The sequence below is a fragment of the Cryptosporangium japonicum genome (genome assembly GCF_039524755.1).
In the GTDB taxonomy this organism is placed as follows: Bacteria; Actinomycetota; Actinomycetes; order Mycobacteriales; family Cryptosporangiaceae; genus Cryptosporangium; species Cryptosporangium japonicum.
On record NZ_BAAAGX010000025.1, the window covers coordinates 1 to 16,259 of the forward strand.

At 72.3% G+C, this 16,259-nt stretch carries 14 protein-coding genes and 1 pseudogene; 10 read left to right on the forward strand and 5 right to left on the reverse strand.

The window, feature by feature from the left end; all coding sequences use genetic code 11:
* Positions 1-156: 156 nt before the first annotated feature.
* Positions 157-882: a DUF2786 domain-containing protein gene (locus tag ABD437_RS29675; RefSeq protein ID WP_344652240.1), complete on the reverse strand. Its 726-nt coding sequence runs from the start codon at positions 880-882 to the stop codon at positions 157-159.
* Positions 883-966: 84 nt separating this feature from the next.
* On the opposite strand from ABD437_RS29675, the gene ABD437_RS29680 reads away from it, so the two are divergent.
* Genes ABD437_RS29680 through ABD437_RS29690 form a run of 3 tightly spaced genes read left to right on the forward strand, consistent with a single transcriptional unit; the run spans position 967 to position 4,114 of the window.
* On the forward strand, positions 967-1,887 hold the full coding sequence (locus ABD437_RS29680) for a diacylglycerol/lipid kinase family protein (protein WP_344652241.1): 921 nt from the start codon (positions 967-969) through the stop codon (positions 1,885-1,887).
* Positions 1,884-3,146: a deoxyguanosinetriphosphate triphosphohydrolase gene (locus tag ABD437_RS29685; protein ID WP_344652242.1), complete on the forward strand. Its 1,263-nt coding sequence runs from the start codon at positions 1,884-1,886 to the stop codon at positions 3,144-3,146. Before ABD437_RS29680 ends, ABD437_RS29685 begins: the two co-directional genes overlap by 4 nt.
* Entirely contained in the window at positions 3,143-4,114 is a 972-nt protein-coding gene (locus ABD437_RS29690) for an aldo/keto reductase (RefSeq protein WP_344652243.1), read from the forward strand. The genes ABD437_RS29685 and ABD437_RS29690 overlap by 4 nt, the downstream gene beginning before the upstream one ends.
* 354 nt (positions 4,115-4,468) lie before the next feature.
* Here the strand turns inward: ABD437_RS29690 and ABD437_RS29695 are convergent, their stop codons facing one another.
* Both ABD437_RS29695 and ABD437_RS29700 read right to left on the reverse strand, forming a co-directional pair.
* The gene (locus tag ABD437_RS29695; RefSeq protein ID WP_344652244.1) at positions 4,469-4,885 is read right to left on the reverse strand and encodes a rhodanese-like domain-containing protein; all 417 of its coding nucleotides are present in this window, start codon (positions 4,883-4,885) and stop codon (positions 4,469-4,471) included.
* Positions 4,882-5,565 carry a PhzF family phenazine biosynthesis protein gene (locus tag ABD437_RS29700; RefSeq protein ID WP_425558284.1) on the reverse strand — a complete coding sequence of 228 codons (684 nt, stop codon included), beginning with the start codon at positions 5,563-5,565 and terminating at the stop codon, positions 4,882-4,884. Before ABD437_RS29700 ends, ABD437_RS29695 begins: the two co-directional genes overlap by 4 nt.
* A 108-nt stretch (positions 5,566-5,673) precedes the next feature.
* Here ABD437_RS29700 and dnaG point away from each other — a divergent pair, with 108 nt between their 5' ends.
* Entirely contained in the window at positions 5,674-7,584 is a 1,911-nt protein-coding gene (gene dnaG / locus ABD437_RS29705; RefSeq protein WP_344652245.1) for a DNA primase, read from the forward strand.
* Positions 7,584-8,117: a hypothetical protein gene (locus ABD437_RS29710; RefSeq protein WP_344652246.1), complete on the forward strand. Its 534-nt coding sequence runs from the start codon at positions 7,584-7,586 to the stop codon at positions 8,115-8,117. The genes dnaG and ABD437_RS29710 overlap by 1 nt, the downstream gene beginning before the upstream one ends.
* Here ABD437_RS29710 and ABD437_RS29715 read toward each other — a convergent pair.
* A complete protein-coding gene (locus tag ABD437_RS29715) occupies positions 8,114-8,764 on the reverse strand; it encodes a response regulator (protein ID WP_344652247.1) in 651 nt (216 codons plus the stop codon). The two genes, ABD437_RS29710 and ABD437_RS29715, sit on opposite strands and share 4 nt — an antisense overlap.
* A complete protein-coding gene (locus tag ABD437_RS29720) occupies positions 8,746-9,936 on the reverse strand; it encodes a sensor histidine kinase (protein ID WP_344652445.1) in 1,191 nt (396 codons plus the stop codon). The genes ABD437_RS29715 and ABD437_RS29720 overlap by 19 nt, the downstream gene beginning before the upstream one ends.
* A 111-nt stretch (positions 9,937-10,047) precedes the next feature.
* Between ABD437_RS29720 and ABD437_RS29725 the strand changes: the two genes are divergently transcribed.
* The 5 genes and pseudogenes from ABD437_RS29725 to ABD437_RS29745 all read left to right on the forward strand — a co-directional run bounded on the left by ABD437_RS29725 (position 10,048) and on the right by ABD437_RS29745 (position 16,022).
* On the forward strand, positions 10,048-10,776 hold the full coding sequence (locus tag ABD437_RS29725) for an ABC transporter ATP-binding protein (protein ID WP_344652446.1): 729 nt from the start codon (positions 10,048-10,050) through the stop codon (positions 10,774-10,776).
* Positions 10,770-13,136 carry an ABC transporter permease gene (locus tag ABD437_RS29730; RefSeq protein WP_344652248.1) on the forward strand — a complete coding sequence of 789 codons (2,367 nt, stop codon included), beginning with the start codon at positions 10,770-10,772 and terminating at the stop codon, positions 13,134-13,136. Before ABD437_RS29725 ends, ABD437_RS29730 begins: the two co-directional genes overlap by 7 nt.
* A gap of 416 nt (positions 13,137-13,552) precedes the next feature.
* Positions 13,553-13,867, forward strand: a pseudogene (locus tag ABD437_RS29735) (transposase); the annotation flags it as partial.
* A gap of 580 nt (positions 13,868-14,447) precedes the next feature.
* Positions 14,448-14,585 carry a hypothetical protein gene (locus ABD437_RS29740; protein WP_344652249.1) on the forward strand — a complete coding sequence of 46 codons (138 nt, stop codon included), beginning with the start codon at positions 14,448-14,450 and terminating at the stop codon, positions 14,583-14,585.
* A 294-nt stretch (positions 14,586-14,879) separates the two neighbouring features.
* The gene (locus ABD437_RS29745) at positions 14,880-16,022 is read left to right on the forward strand and encodes a tyrosine-type recombinase/integrase (protein WP_344652250.1); all 1,143 of its coding nucleotides are present in this window, start codon (positions 14,880-14,882) and stop codon (positions 16,020-16,022) included.
* Positions 16,023-16,259: the final 237 nt, after the last annotated feature.

Sequence of the window (16,259 nt, forward strand, 5' to 3'; positions counted from 1 at the left end):
GCGCCGCCCCGCCTGCGATGCGCCGCCCCGCCTGCGATGCGCCGCCCCGCCTGCGGACGCGCCCGCCGCCCGCGGACACGCCCCCGTCCGCGGACACGCCCCCGTCCGCGGACACGCCCGCCGCCGGCGGATGGCGCCACGACCACCTCACCACCCCTATCGATCGATAGCACCTCGCTCGGAGCGCAAAGACGTGGCACCCAGGTCGGCTCGGCGGCCGGCCGTGGCGCCGTCGCGGTGGCCGCCTCCGCTCAGATAACGCCTCCCCATCGTGCCCAGGCGTGGGAACGCTTCGGTGAAACGCTGATCCACCACCTGCCGGCGGTCGGCCAGCACCACCTCGGCCGAGCGTCCGGCTGCGCTGGTGGACGTGGTTCGGGACCGCGCGCGTTCCTCCGCCTCGGTCAAGCGGTGGTGGACCGTCGTGCTGAAGCCCACGATCCACGACCGGCGGTACGCGGCGGTGTGCTCCCCGGGGGGAACGGGCGCCGCGAGCACCCCGCGTACCGCCTGCAGCAGCAGCGAGGTGAACAGGATCTCGGTGCGTTCGATGTCGGACGAGTACCCGAACAGCAGCGCCGTGGTGCCCCGCCCGCGGTAGCCGGACTTGTGGACCACACGCAGGCCCAGCGCTCGGGCGATGCCGGCCAGCAAGCCGAACTTGTCCCGCGCGTACGGCGGCTCCACCGGGATCTCCCGGTCGGTGATCGCGTCGGCGGTCTCGTCGCCGTCGGCGAGCATCGCCCGGTCGACGCCGTAGCGGGCCATCAGTTCGGCGGCCTTCGCGGTGAACGTCTCGGCCTCGGCCGGGCTCGCCGCCGCGTCCTCGGCCTGCGCGAGCAGCTTGCGGATGACCGCGAGCTTGGCGTCCGTCGTACTCATACGACCCACCCTCACAGCTCCCGGACCCCGCGTCGACACCCGCCGGAGTCGCTGTGGAAAACCCACCGGCCTAGGCTCGGACCCATGCCGCAAGAGCTGCTGGTGATCGTCAACGAAGGCGCTGGCAGTACCGAGCTCGCCGCCGTCGACAAGGCGGTCGAGGTCCTGCGCCGCGTCGCCGACGTCGTCGTGGCGCGTACGGGCGACCTCGACGCCCTCGGCGCTGCCCTGCGCATCCACCGCGAACGCACCACCGTGCTCGCCGGTGGTGACGGGTCGCTGCACGCCGCGGTGCAGCTGCTCCACGATGCGCACCAGCTCGATCCACAGCGTCCGTTCGGGCTGATCCCGCTGGGTACCGGCAACGACCTGGCGCGCACGCTCGGCATCCCGCTTGATCCGGTGGGCGCGGCCGAGACCGTGCTCGACGGGTACCCGCGAGCGCTCGACATCGCGGTCGACAACACCGGCGAGGTGCTGGTGAACGCCGCGCACGCCGGGGTCGGCGCGGAGGCGGGGCGGCTCGCGTCGGGCTGGAAACCGACGCTCGGCGTCGCCGCCTATCCGCTTGGTGGCCTGGTCGCGGGCTTCACCAGCGAGGGCTGGCACATGGACATCGAAGTGGACGGCGAGCAGGTGCACGGCCCCGAGACGCCGGTGCTGATGCTCGGTATCGGCAACGGCCGCTCGATCGGCGGCGGCACGCCGCTGGCGCCGAACGCCGAGCCCGACGACGGGCTGCTCGATGTGGTGGTCGCCGCCGTCCAGGGGCCCCGTAACCGCTACGAGTACGGGCTGGCGCTGCGCAACGGCGTCCACATCCGCCGGGAGGACGTGCACGTCTACCGGGGCGCCACGGTCGTGCTGAAGGCTCCGGACGGCGCCGACGCGTTCCGGGTGAACACCGACGGCGAGATCAGCGACGAGGTGACCCACCGCTCCTGGGACGTCAAACGAGGCGTCTACTCGATCCTGGTCTCGGGTTCCGCCCGGGCCGTCTGGTGACCGGCCCCGGCCCCGGCCCCGGTCCGGGCCCCGGTCCGGATCCCGACGCCGAGCGGCTGGTCGCCGAACCGGCCAAGGACCCCGGCACCGGCCGCACCCCGTACCAACGCGACCGGGCCCGCGTCCTGCACTCCGCCGCGTTCCGCCGGCTCGCCGCCAAGACCCAGGTCATCACCGCCGGCGAGGACGACTTCCTCCGCACCCGCCTCACGCACTCGCTCGAGGTCGCCCAGATCGCCCGCGAGATGGGCGTCGCGCTCGGCGCCGACCCGGACGTCGTCGACACCGCGGGGCTGGCCCACGACCTCGGGCACCCGCCGTTCGGCCACAACGGCGAGGACGCGCTCAACGTGGTGGCGGAGGCCGCCGGCGGATTCGAGGGCAACGCCCAGACCCTGCGCGTGGTCAGCCGCCTGGAAGCGAAGGTGCCCGGCGCCGGCCTCAACCTCACCCGAGCGACGCTCGACGCGATCACCAAGTACCCGTGGGGCCGCACCCCGGGCACCCGCAAGTTCAACGTCTACCCCGACGACCGGCCGGTCTTCGACTGGTACCGGGAGCACGCGCCGCCGGGCCGCCGGTGCCTCGAAGCCCAGATCATGGACTGGGCCGACGACGTGGCCTACTCCGTGCACGACCTGGAGGACGGCGTGCACGCCGGGCACGTCCGTATCGAACTCCTCGCCGACCCCGACGAACGCGACGCGCTCTGCGCCGACGTGGCCCGCGTCTACTCACCGGAGTCCCCGGGTGACCTGCGCGCGGTGCTCACCGAGCTGCTCGCCGAACCCGTCGTGGACGGCCTCGCGCGCTACGACGGCAGCCACCTGGCGCAGTCGCGGCTCAAGCAGGTCACCAGCGCACTGGTCGGGCGGCTCTCCGCGGTCGCCGTGCGGGCCACCCGGGAGAAGAGCGGTCCCGGTCCGCTGCGTGGCTACGCGGCCGACCTGGAGATCCCCCGGCGGGCCCGGGCCGAGTGCGCCCTCCTCAAGGGACTCGCGCTGCGGTACGTGATGAACCGGCCCGGCGCGGGCGCCCGCTACGTCGCCCAGCGCGAGATACTCACCCGGCTGGTCGAGGCCCTCCTGCGCCGGGCGCCGGACGCGCTCGACCCCGTCTTCGCTCCGCTGTGGAAGAGCGCCGCCGACGACGCGGCCCGCCTGCGTGTCGTCATCGACCAGGTGGCCAGCCTGACCGACCCGGCCGCGGTCGCCTGGCACGACCGCCTGGCCGGACCCCTGGAAGGAAAACCGGAATGAAGTACACCCGACTCGGCCGCACCGGTCTGGAAGTCTCCCGGATCTGCCTGGGCTGCATGACCTACGGCGATCCGGCCCGCGGGAACCACAGCTGGACGCTTCCCGAGGACGAGAGCCGCCCGTTCATCCGGGAGGCGATCGAGTCCGGCATCAACTTCTTCGACACCGCGAACGTCTACAGCGACGGCAGCAGCGAGGAGATCGTCGGACGCGCGCTGCGTGACTTCACCACGCGCGACCAGGTCGTGCTCGCCACCAAGGTCAACGGGCGGATGCACGAGGGCCCGAACGGCGCCGGTCTCTCCCGCAAGGCGATCCTGTCCGAGATCGACAACAGCCTGCGCCGCCTCGGCACCGACTACGTCGACCTGTACCAGATCCACCGCTTCGACCCGCACGTGCCGATCGAGGAGACCGCCGAGGCGCTCCACGACGTCGTCAAGGCCGGCAAGGCGCGCTACATCGGCGCGAGCTCGATGTGGGCGTGGCAGTTCGCCAAGTACCTCCACGTGGCCGAGGCGCACGGCTGGACGAAGTTCGTCTCGATGCAGAACCACTACAACCTCCTCAACCGGGAGGAGGAGCGGGAGATGATCCCGCTCAGCATCGACGCCGGGGTCGGGGTGATCCCGTGGTCGCCGCTGGCGCGCGGACGCCTCACGCGTGACCCCGAGGTCACCACCGCGCGCAGCGAGACCGACGCGTTCGGCAGCCGGCTCTACGACCTCGACGCCGACCGTGCGGTGATCGCCGCCGTGGCGCGGATCGCGGCGGAGCGCGGGGTCGCCCGTGCGCAGGTCGCGCTCGCGTGGATGCTGGCCCGGCCCGGCATCACCGCCCCGATCATCGGGGCGAGCAAGCTGTCGCACCTGCGGGACGCGGTGGCCGCCGTCGATCTCGAACTGACCGCGGACGAGATCGCCGCCCTCGAGAAGCCGTACGTGCCCCACGCGGTCGTCGGCTTCTGAGCCCTGAACAGCCGTCGGCCCTCCCGCGAACGCGGAAGGGCCGACGGGAGATGGTCGTTCTCTGCAGCGCGTGGTCGTCTGGATGTTGATGCGGGTGGCGGTTCCGTACTCACCGACCGCGCGACCCGAGTTCGGGTTGACGCAGAGCGTCGCGGTGCCACCGGCCGGCTTGAGGTACGTGATGATCGCGCGGTCGTCGTTCCGCGTGTTGTACACGGCGCACCCGAAAGCCGAGTCCGCCTGGGCCGGCGTAGCCGAGACGAGTACGCCGGCGGCGGCGGCCGCCGAAGCGGTTTCCCTTGGTCGTGGCTCGTGTTCAGAGCGGTTCAGATGGCACGCGCGCGCGGATGCGCCTCACGCCGGTGCGGTCGCGTACTCCACCGGGTGGCCGTCCAGGGTCCAGAAGTGAAAACCGCCGAGCATCTCCTTGACGCGGAAGCCCAGTTCGGCCAGGCGCAGTGCGGACTTCGTGGAGCCGTTGCAGTGCGGCCCGTCGCAGTACGTGACGTACATCGCCGCGCGGTCGAGGTCGCCGGTGCTCTCGGCGGTGATGCTCCGGGTCGGCAGGTTCAGTGCGCCGGGCACGTGGCCGGCCGCGTACTTCTCCGGCGACCTGGCGTCCACCACGACGAACCCGGTGACGCCGTGCGACAGGTCGCTCGCCACGTCGGCGCAGTCGGTCTCGAAGCGGAACCGGGCGCTCAGGCGGGCCACCGCCTCCTCGGGCTCGGCCGCCGGCACGCGGGTGACCAGCCCGCGCAGGACCTTCATCGGACCAGCTCGAGCGTGCGCACGGCAGTGGTGCGGCCACCGAGCTCGACCGCACCGTCGCCGGTGGGGCCGGCGATCAGCACCGAGCCGACGCCCTGGTGGATCTCCACCCGGCGGCCGAGCTTGCCGACGAGCGCGACCGCGGCGGCGCCGGTGGCCTCGTCCTCCTGGATGCCCATGTCGACCGGGAAGGACCGGGACCGGACGACGCCGGCCGCCTCGTCGATCCAGGCCCAGACGTACTGCTGGCCCTCCGTCGGCAGCGGGTAGGCCTCGACCTCGGCGGCGCTGCCGAGCTGCCGGAAGTCGAACTTCGGCGTCCACTCCGGACGGGCGGTCACCCAGGTGAGCTCCGGCTCGTAGCGCACCGGAACCGTCCCCGCGGGCGGGCGCAGCGCGTCGACCGGGGTGTTCTCCTGCGCGAGCAGCCAGGCGGTGCCGACGGTCGGGTGGCCGGCGAACGGCAGCTCGATGGCCGGGGTGAAGATCGTGATCGCGCCGGTGGCGGCGTCGTCGACGAAGACGGTCTCGCTGTAGCCGAGTTCGGCCGCGACGCCCTGACGGTCGGCCGGGGGAACGCTCGCGCCGTCCAGGACGACGCCGAGCGGGTTGCCGGCGCTACCGTCGGGACCGGGGAAGACCAGCAGTTCGTGCACCTCGATGCTCATGACGACGAGCATGCCGTGCGGGGCGCCGACCAGTCGACTGGCAGCCTTGCCGACCATCGCAAGAATACTGCCAGAAGGGGTCGCCGCCGATCGTCGGGGGTTCGCCATACACTCGACGCCGTGGCGGGGCGGATCAGGGACAGCGACATCGCGCTGGTGCGGGAACGGTCACCGATCGTCGACGTCGTCGGTGAGCGGGTGACGCTCCGGCCGGCGGGCGGCGGCACGTTCAAGGGCCTGTGTCCCTTCCACGACGAGAAAACGCCCTCTTTCAACATCAACCCCGCCAAAGGCGTCTACTACTGCTACGGCTGCGCCGAGGGCGGCGACGTCCTGAGCTTCGTCATGAAGACCGAGATGCTGACGTTCTCGGAGGCGGTCGAGCGGATGGCCGCGCGGGCCGGCATCCAGCTCACCTACACCGAGGCCGGGCCGGCGCCGGTACGCAACACCGGCCAGCGCCAGCGGCTCATCGCCGCGCACACCGCGGCGGCCGAGTTCTACGCCGAGCAGCTCGGCACCCGGGACGCGATGCCCGCGCGCGAGTTCCTCGCCGCCCGTGGCTTCGGCCCCGACGCCGCCCGCCAGTTCGGCTGCGGGTTCGCGCCCTCCGGCTGGGACCACCTCACCAAGCACCTGCGCGGCCGCGGCTTCACCAACGAGGAGCTGGTCACCGGCGGCATCTCGAAGGCCGCGCGGTCCGGGTCGCTGATCGACCGGTTCCGCGGGCGGCTGGTCTGGCCGATCCGCGATCTCGGCGGCGAGGTCATCGGCTTCGGCGCCCGCCGCCTGCTCGAGGGCGACGACGGGCCGAAGTACCTGAACACGCCCGAGTCGCCGATCTACAAGAAGTCGCACGTGCTCTACGGCGTCGCGAACGCGAAGAAGGACATCGCGAAGCAGCAGCGCGCGGTCGTCGTCGAGGGCTACACCGACGTGATGGCGTGCCACCTCGCCGGTGTCGTCACCGCGGTGGCCACCTGCGGCACCGCGTTCGGCGCCGACCACATCCAGGTGCTGCGCCGCCTCCTGATGGACCAGGACGAGTTCCGCGGCGAGGTGATCTTCACGTTCGACGGGGACGCCGCCGGGCAGAAGGCCGCGGTGCGCGCGTTCGAGGACGACCAGCGGTTCGTCGCCCAGACGTTCATCGCGGTCTCGCCGCAGAACATGGACCCGTGTGAGCTGCGGCTCGCCCACGGCGACTCCGCGGTGCGCGACCTGGTGGCCCGCCGCGAGCCGCTGGTCGCGTTCGTGCTGCGCACGCTGCTCGCCAAGTACGACCTGGACACCGTCGAGGGCCGGGTGGCCGCGCTGCGTGCCGCCGCGCCGCTGGTCGCGCGCATCAAGGACCGCGCGATGCGGCCGGAGTACGCGCGCAAGCTCGCCGGTGACCTCGGCATGGACCTCGAGCCGGTGCTCAAGGCCGTGAACGAGGTAGCGGGCAAGGGCGCCGGGCGCAACGCGGCCCCGAACGGGCGGGCTCCGCGCCAGAGCCGTGCGCCGGAGGTCGAGGACAACGCGCCGGTGAGCCCGGCCGGTGGGCGGCCCGATCCGGCCGATCGCGCGCTGATGGTGGAGCGCGAAGCCATCAAGCTCGCCGTGCAGGAGCCGGTGCTGGCCGGCCCGCTGTTCGACGCCGTCGGCGAGGACGCGTACACCAACCCGGCGTACCGCTCGGTGCGTCGCGCGGTGGCCGCGGTCGGCGGCGCGGTGGCCGGCACGTCCGGGCCGGCCTGGGTGCAGGCGCTCATCGACGCGTGCGACGACCTGGTCGGCAAGGCCCTGATCGTCGAGCTGGCGGTCGAGCGGCTCTTCAACGACGGGGAGATCGATCCCCGTTACGTGTCCGCGCAGATCAACGAGGTGCAGCGCCTCGCGACGGTGCGGCGCGTCGTCGCGGTCAAGTCGAAGTTGCAGCGGGTCAACCCGGTCGACGCGGCGGACGAGTACATGAAGCTCTTCGGCGAGCTGGTGGCGCTCGAGCAGTACCTGCACGGGCTGCGCGAACAGGCGATCGGAGGCTTGTAGTGAAGCTCATCGACCGGCTGTTCCGCCGGGACGCCCCGCCGGTGACGCCGCCGCTGGAGGCGGCCGACCGGGTCGTGGCCTGGGCCACCACCGCGGAGGCGATCGCGGTGGCGAGCGTGCACGCGCTCTGGTTGCCGCCGAAGAAGGGCGTCACCGACCAGGAGTGGCACCGGCTCGGCTGGCACGAGATCCACAAGGCGGTGTGGCGCGAGGGGTCGCTCGTCGTCACGCCGGGCGTCGAGGTCGAGCCGGGGGTGGTCGCGGACGGCGCGGTGCGTCGGCTGCGGTTGCCCGATCCGCGTGATCTGCCCACCCAGGTGCGCGAGCGGGTGGAGCGGAGCGTCGCGCACACCGAACACCACGCGCTCAGCACCGGTGGGGGAGTCCGGGTGGTGGCCAGGCGCGTGCCCGGTCAGAACGGCTTGACCTGGCAACTCCGCTTCGACGACCCCGCCGACCGCAACTCCGACGCCGCCCGCGCCGAAGCCGAAGGGCTGCTCGCCGCCGCCCGCGCCACGCACGAACCGAGCTAACCCCGCAGATAGGTCAGCACGGCCAGGACGCGGCGGTTGTCGTCGCCGGCCTGGCCCAGGTCCAGCTTGGTGAAAATGCCGGTGATGTGCTTGCCGATCGCCGCGTCGGTGACCCGCAGCTGCCGGGCGATCGCCGCGTTCGAGCGCCCCTCGGCCATCAGCGCGAGCACCTCGCGTTCCCGCTCGCTCAGCCGCCGCAACGGATCGCGGTTCCGACGCAACAGCTGACGCACGACCTGGGGATCGACCACCGTGCGACCGGCCACCACCTGCGCCACCGCGTCGACGAATGCCCCGACGTCGGTGATCCGGTCCTTCAGCAGGTAGCCCACCCCGGCGTCCCCGGGGGAGTCGAGCAGCTCGGCGGCGTAGGTCAGCTCGATGTACTGGCTGAGCACGAGCACCGCGAGCCCGGGGCGCGCGCTGCGCAGCGCCACCGCGGCACGCAGCCCGTCGTCCGTCTCGTCCGGTGGCATCCGGACGTCGGTGACCACCAGGTCCGGGTCGAACGCCGACGTCGCCGACCGCAGCGAGTCGGCGTCGCCGACCGACGCCACCACGTCGTAGCCGAATCGGGACAGCGCGGCGGCGATCCCCTCCCGGATCAACGCGCCGTCCTCGGCGAGCACTACGCGGACGGCACGCACGGCAGCTCCACCCGTAACACCGTCGGCCCACCCGGTGGGCTCTCCAGGCCGAGCCGCCCTGCCGCCGCGGCGACCCGGTCGGCGAGGCCTGCCAGCCCGCTCCCCGGGGTCGGCGAAGCGCCACCCACCCCGTCGTCGCGAACCTCGATCACCAGCCGGTCGCCGACGCGCCCGCCGGTGACCGACGCGCCGGAACACCCGCTGTGCCTGGCCACGTTGGTCAGCGCCTCGCACACCACGAAATACGCGGCCACCTCCACCGACGACGGCAGCCGTACCGGCAGGTCCAGCTCGACATCCACCGGAACTCCGGACCGGTCCGCGAGCTCCGCGACGGCGGCGGGCAGCCCCCGGTCGGTGAGGATCCGCGGGTGGATCCCGCGGAGGAACTCCTGGAGCTCCTCGAGCGCGCGCCGGGCGTCACCGTGGGCGCGTTCGACGAGCGTGCGCATCTCGTCCGGTCCGGCCAGGCGGGCCAGGCCGAGCGTCATGCCCAGCGCGACGAGACGCTGCTGCGCGCCGTCGTGCAGGTCCCGCTCGATGCGACGGCGCTCGGCGTCGAACGCGTCCACCAGGCGGGCGCGCGACCGGGTCAGCTCGACGACGTTCTCGCCGGTGGTGCCGCGTCGCGGGGCCAGGAACGCCCGGGCCAACCGGGTCCTCCCGGCGGCGTACAGCCGGATGACGTGGCCCGCGAGCGGCACGGCCAACGCCCCGGCGGCCGCGGCGGCCCAGGCCGGCCCGGGTGAGGTCACCAGCACCAGCTTCAGCACGTTGACCTCGTCGAACCAGGCCTGCAGCGCGGGTGCGGACAGCAGCGCCACCGGTACCGCCACGCCGTAGCCGAGCACGGCCAGGTCCAGCCACCACAGCAGGCCACCGAGCAGAAGCGCGTAGGCCAGCTCGCGCCAACTGGCGCGCTCGCGGAGCCGGCAGGTCAGCCAGGCGCGCAGACCGGGCCGGTCCGGCTCCCGGTGCGGGTCGCCGTCCACCCCCAGCCGGCGCCGCTCCACCCAGCCCACCGGCAGCCCGGCCAGCAGCACGGACCCCAGGATCGGCACCCCGATCAGCACCGGCGCGGTGACCACGCCGACCGTGACCAGACCGAGCAGCAGCACCGCGGTGACCGCTCCGGTGACCACGCCGGTCGCGAGGGAGACCACGGCACGCATCACGGTCGGACCCTACGGGTGCGGCGCGCCCGCGGCAGTAGAGAAACCACTACCTCCGACGTCGAAGCAGGCCTGGTGCGTGCCGGCCGCGGCTGGGCTGTGCTGATCGGCATGGACGATCAGGCGGTACGGCTGCGTGCGGTCACGAAGACCTACGGGCGGAGATCAGCGCGCGTGACGGCTCTGGACGACGTCGACCTCGACTTCCCGGCCGGGACCTTCACCGCGGTGATGGGGCCGTCGGGGTCGGGGAAGTCGACGCTGTTGCAGTGCGCGGCCGGGCTCGACCGTCCCGATCGCGGGAGCGTGCTGGTGGCGGGGGCCGATCTCACGCGGATGAGCGAGACCCGGCTGGCGCGCCTGCGCCGCGACCGGATCGGCTTCGTCTTCCAGTCGTTCAACCTGCTGCCGACGCTCACCGCGGAGCAGAACGTGGGGCTGCCGCTCCGGCTGGCCGGCCGTCACCCCGGACGGGCCGCGATTCGGACCGCGCTCGCCCAGGTGGGGCTGACCGGCCGGGAGCGGCACCGGCCCGGTGAGCTGTCCGGCGGCCAGCAGCAGCGGGTCGCGATTGCCCGCGCGCTGGTGAGCGCGCCGCCGGTGCTCTTCGCCGACGAACCGACCGGCGCGCTGGACAGCACCAGCGGCCGGGGCGTGCTGGAGATGCTGCGGGCGATGTCCGGGCGGACGATCGTGATGGTGACCCACGACCCGGTCGCCGCCGCGTACGCCGACCGCGTGGTGTTCCTCGTCGACGGGCGCCCGGTGGACGAGCTCGACCGGCCGACCTCGGCGTCGGTGGTGGAGCGGATGACCCGGCTGGTGGAACCGGCGTGTTGACCGTCGCGCTCAGCACCCTGCGCTCCCGTTGGACGACGTTCGTCACCACCGTGCTCACGCTGACGCTCGGCGTCGCGTTGATCGCCGCGGCGGGCGTGGTGATCGCGGGCACGGTGACGGCACCGGACCGCCCACCGCGGCGGTACGCGACCGCGCCGGTGGTGGTGACACCGCTCGACGAACTGCGTGTCCGGACCGCGAACGGGGTGCGTGTGCTCCCGCTCGCCGAGTCCCGCGGCCTGCCGTCCGAGGTGGTGACACGCGTCGCGGAGCTGGGCCCCGTGGTGATCGACCGGGTCTTCCCCGCCGGCCTCGCGGGTGGCGACTCCGGGATGGTGGGGCGGCCGTGGGCGGCCGCCCGGCTCGGGAAGTACCGCCTGGTGGCGGGCCGGGAACCCCGGCGGACCACCGAGGTCGTCGTGCCGGACGGCGGGGCCGCGGTGGGGGCGACGGTGACGGTGTCGACCGCGGACGAGACGCGGCGGTACACCGTGGCCGGGCTGACCGGACCGGTCCGGTTCGAGCGGGCGGTCTTCTTCACCGACGCCGAAGCGGCTCGGCTCTCACCGCGGGTCGACGCGGTGGCGTCCCGGGCCGCACCGGCGTCGGTGCGGGCGAGCGTCGGTGACGACGCCCTGGTGTCGGCCGGGAGCCGGCGCCGGGCGCTCGACCCGGACCACCGTGCCGACACCGAGGCCCTGGTCGCGGCGAACGCGGTCGTCGGGACCGCCGCCGGCGTGTCGGGGTTCGTCGCGGTGTTCGTGATCGCGTCGACGTTCGCGTACGCGGTGGCGACCCGGCGCCGCGAGCTGGCGCTCCTGCGTACCTCGGGCGCGACCCCCGGCCAGGTCCGCCGGTCGGTGATGGCCGAGGGGCTGCTGCTCGGGGTGATCGGGTCGGCGGCCGGGTGCGCGCTGGGCGGGCCGCTGGCGCGCCGGGCGGCGACCTGGCTGGTCGGCAACGGGCTGGCCCCGCCGTGGTTCACGGTCGCGCACCCGCGCTGGCCGTTCGTCGTCGCGTTCGGGGCGGGGGTGCTCACCGCGCTCCTCGGTGTGGTGGCCGCCGCGCACCGCGCCGGGCGGATCCGACCGGTCGAGGCGCTGCGCGAGACCGCGGTGGAGGCGGCCCCGCTGACCCCCGGCCGCTGGCTCTTCGGTCTGGCGACGGCCGCCGGCGCGGTGTTCATGCTGGTGGAGCCGGTCGTCGCCGCGCCCGCCGAGGCGCTCGGCCGCAAGCACTACCTTCCGGCGACGATGCTCCTGCTGGTCGCGATCGCGTTGCTGGCGCCGCTGGTGGTGCCGCCGCTGGCGCGCCTGCTCGGGACGGTCACCGGGCTGCTCGCCCGGCAGGCGGCGCTGACCGCGTCCAGGCGCACCGCGGCGATGGCCGTTCCGGTGCTGCTCACCGCCGGGCTGACCGGCTGCGTCCTGACGACGACGGCGACGATCGACGCCGCGAAGGCCGCGGAGAACGGCGGCCTGGCGGTGTCGTCCGACCTCGGCCTGGGGCCGGACGCGGTGGCCCGCCTCCGGGCGGTACCGGGGGTGCAGTCGGTGAACGTGGTCAGGCCGACCGCGATCTACGCCGTGGACGACGACGCGGCGGTCGTGCGTCACACGGCGCGCGCGGTCGACCGGGTGCCCGGGGTGCCGGTGCTCGCCGGTGACCCGTCGGCGCTGGACGACGGGTCGATCGTGGTCGACGCGGAGTTCGGCTGGACGGTGGGGGAGCGGGTCCAGGTGTGGCTGGCCGACGGGAGCCCTCGGTCGTTCCGGGTCGTGGCGGTGGTGCGTGAGGGGGTCGGCGGCAACGGGGCCTTCGTGACCGGCCGCCACGCCGGCAAAGCCGTCGTCTCGTGGGTGGAGGTGGACCTGGCGCCGGGGGCGTCCCGGGCGGAGGTCGCCCGGGGCGTCGAGGTCGCGGTGCGTGGGCGGGGGGAGGTGGCCACCACCGAGACCTCGCCGCCGGCCCGGACGCTGGGGCTGCAGGTGATCCTCGGGTTGGCGACGGTGCTCGCGGTGCTGTCGATCATCGGGACGACCGTGATGGCGGCGCGCGACCGGCGCGGCGAATCGGAGTTGCTCGGCCTCGCCGGAGCGACGCCGCTGCAGGTGGTGCGGGCCAAGGCCGCGGAGGCCCTGCTGGTGTCGGGCCTGGGGCTGGTGCTCGCCGCGGCGGCGACGGCGTTGCTGGGCGCGTCGCTGTGGGTGTGCCTGTGGCGGCTGACCGGGCAGCCGCTGCCGGTGGTGGTCCCGTGGGCACCGGTCGGCAGCGTGGCCGCGGTGTGCGTAGGAGTGACTCTCGTGTCCGCGCTCGGAGCGTCTCCAGCACGGCGGCGGGCGCTGGGTCGTCGAGCGTGATCGCGAACCGGCGACCCCCGGTCGTCGACCCGGCCAGCGCGGGCCCGGAACGCAGCACGACCGCGGTCCGTCCCGGCGACCACCGGTACCCCCACTCGCCCGGGTCGACGTCGATCGCACCCACCTCGGCGATCCGGTGCAGCGGGACACGGAGCGCGGCCGACACCACACGCAACCGGCGCGGTGATCGTGCGGCTCCACGCCCGGCCTCACCCGGACGGAGCGTGATCCGTCCGGATGACGTCCGCATCGGCGGCGGGGTACCCGGCGTCGAGAGGAAGTAGGGGACGGTCGCGAACGCCGCGCAGGCCACCAGCGCGACGACCCACCCGCCGTCGGGGTAGCCGGCGCGCAGCGTCAGCCCGGTGGGCACCAGCCACACCCCGGCGGCCAGGCTGCCGGCACAACCGAGCATCGACGGGCGTGGCCTGCCGATGCGGGTCCTGCTCACGCCCGGTCAGGCCGGCGACAATCCGCAACTACTGCCGTTGCTCGACGGCATTCGGGTCGCCCGGATCGGGGCGGGCCGGCCTCCCACCCGTCCGGACGGGGTGATCGCGGACAAGGCCTACTCGCATGACTCGACCCGGGCCGCTCTGCGGTCCCGCAGAATCCGATGCACCGGTCCCGAACGAGCCGACCAGACTGCCCATCGGGCGGCCCAAGGCAGAGCCGGTGGCCGGCCGCCGGCCTTCGATCGGCACATCTACAAACGGCGAAACTTCGTCGAACACTGCTCAACCGACTCAAACCAGTCAGAACTCATCCTCGCCGCGATCGCGCTCTGGCTCCGATGACTTACAGGACACTCGCTAGACACCGCCCCCATCCCCTTCGCCGTCTGGCGACTCGGTGACGATGTACGCGACTCAGCAGACGCTGGCGCAGCGAACACGCTCAATGCCCAGCTCGCCCGACGACTCATCGAGCTCTACACGCGCCGCGGTGACTGGGTCGTCGACCTCGCACACGACGACGACGCCCCCATGCCGCCGCCGTCGGCGCCACCGCCACTACATCGCCCTCACCGACCGAACCCGCAGCGTCTCCGATCACCCGGCGGCCCGCCAACTCCTCGCCAACGGCGGATGCGTGCTCGCTGTCCTGACTGGTGAGGAAATCCACCAGCGAATACTCCAGTCCGCCGCTCGAGCGGCCGACCTGATCCCGGTGGCCCAGATCGTGGCCGTTCACAGCGATAGTCCCGGCGACCAGTTCAGCTACTACCTCGGACATCGCCGATGCACAACGGCTTGGTGAACGAGCCCTCGAAGTAGCTCGCGTCGTCGTCCGCCCCACGGAGGCGGCGCGATGACCGGAGAAACCGACGGATTCGACCCGCTGTGGTCGCTCGGACGCTTCGTCCCGGGCTACCGGCTGGGAAAGTACCTACGCTTCCGGCGCTCAGCCGTGCTGGCCCGGCTCGAAGAGCACGCCGACGAGACCTAAGAATCGAAAGTATTTCCAGGTCTTTTCAAGGATATTGTCCCGGGGTAGCCTCTCCAGTACCCCTGGAGAGGGCCTCTGACCTGCGAAGATGCTCCCCCGACTGGACTCGAACCAGTAACCCTTCGATCTAAAAAGCTACACAGAGCGTCATCGTTCGTCAGCGCTCGACACCACTCCATAGATGCCTTGAGCTGCTCGAACGTCAAGTTGACACCGTTCGTTGTTAGCTGACAGAACGCAACCCTGGGCCTCATATTCCGGGACTTAGACGGGACGTCTTAGACCGGAGGCATCATGGGACGGCCGCCATTGGCGGTAGGCACGTGGGGCGAATACCGCTACTACAAGACCCGTGTGGGGTGGCGGGTCCGCACCACGTATCGAGACTACGACGGCGTGACGCGCGAGATTCAGCGTGCGGGCGCGACCAGGACCAAGGCCAAGCGTGCGCTGGATCTGGCCATCAGGGACCGGCTCTACGTCGGCGGCGGCGCCGACCTGAAGCCCGAATCACTGGTCGAGGATGTGGCCCGCGCCTGGATCGAGGACCTGCGCCGGCAGGGCAAGGGCGCCGGCACGATCCAGCAGTACGAAGGCAACCTCGACCGGTGCCTCATCCCCGGCATCGGCAAGCTCCGCATCCGGGAGCTCGCCAGCGTCGCCACCTGCGACCGCTACCTCAACGCCGTGAAGGACAAGCGCGGCGCCGCCACGGCCAAAACCTCCCGCTCGGTGCTCTCCGGGGTGTGCGGGTACGCCGCCCGCAACGACCTGCTCGACCGCAACCCCGTCCGCGACACCAGCAGTATTGCCGTCAAGACCCAGAAGATTCCGACCTCACTGACCACCGCCCAGGTCATCGATCTGCGGATCTGGTTGACCTACGACGACAAGGCGATCCGCCGCGACCTGCCCGACCTCGTCGGCTTCATGCTCGCCACCGGGCTACGCATCAGCGAAGCCTCCGCGATCCATTGGGACGACATCGATCTCGCCGCCAAGACAGTCCGGCTCCGCGGCAACGTCATCCGCATCAAGGGCGTCGGACTGGTGATGCAGGAAGACGAGTCGAGCAAGCTCAAGAAGCGCACCCTCGACCTGCCCGGCTGGTGCGTCCACATGCTCCAGCGGCGCCGGGCGCGGGCCAGCACCGGCCCGGTCTTCACCTCCGCGAAGGGCAAGTTGCGCGATCCATCGAACACTGAGGCCGACCTGAAGGAAGCCTTCGCCTGGTGCGGCTACGACTGGGTCACCAGCCACGTCTTCCGCAAGACCGTCGCCACGATAATGAAGGAAGCCGGCCTCACCAGCCGCGCCGCCGCTGATCAACTCGGGCACAACAAGGTCAGCATGACCGAGGACAACTACTACGGCCGCGACATCACCAACACCGGCGCCGCACCCGTTCTCGAAGCCCTCGACATCGCAGCCGCATGAGTCCTCGTCGTTAAGCGCGCATTGCCGATCCAGAGCAGCGCAACGACTCTCGATCGTCCTCAAGGTGACACGTTTCGGCGTCCCACGACGAGAAGCGCCAATGCGGCTGAACGGCTCAAACTCGATGGGCCTTATTTGGATCGAACCTGGCGCACCATTTTTGCCAGAATAAGAACTGGTTCTCGCAGTTCCCGGGCCTGACGTCGTCATCAGGGCGCTACAACGACGCTGGCTCTC

Coding starts and splice junctions, on each gene's coding strand:
- ABD437_RS29740 (WP_344652249.1), top strand. CDS start 14,448: ATGACCGGAGAAACCGACGGATTCGACCCGCTGTGGTCGCTCGGACGC.
- ABD437_RS29695 (WP_344652244.1), bottom strand. CDS start 4,885: ATGAAGGTCCTGCGCGGGCTGGTCACCCGCGTGCCGGCGGCCGAGCCC.
- ABD437_RS29690 (WP_344652243.1), top strand. CDS start 3,143: ATGAAGTACACCCGACTCGGCCGCACCGGTCTGGAAGTCTCCCGGATC.
- ABD437_RS29725 (WP_344652446.1), top strand. CDS start 10,048: ATGGACGATCAGGCGGTACGGCTGCGTGCGGTCACGAAGACCTACGGG.
- ABD437_RS29700 (WP_425558284.1), bottom strand. CDS start 5,565: ATGCTCGTCGTCATGAGCATCGAGGTGCACGAACTGCTGGTCTTCCCC.
- ABD437_RS29745 (WP_344652250.1), top strand. CDS start 14,880: ATGGGACGGCCGCCATTGGCGGTAGGCACGTGGGGCGAATACCGCTAC.
- ABD437_RS29680 (WP_344652241.1), top strand. CDS start 967: ATGCCGCAAGAGCTGCTGGTGATCGTCAACGAAGGCGCTGGCAGTACC.
- ABD437_RS29720 (WP_344652445.1), bottom strand. CDS start 9,936: ATGCGTGCCGTGGTCTCCCTCGCGACCGGCGTGGTCACCGGAGCGGTC.
- ABD437_RS29675 (WP_344652240.1), bottom strand. CDS start 882: ATGAGTACGACGGACGCCAAGCTCGCGGTCATCCGCAAGCTGCTCGCG.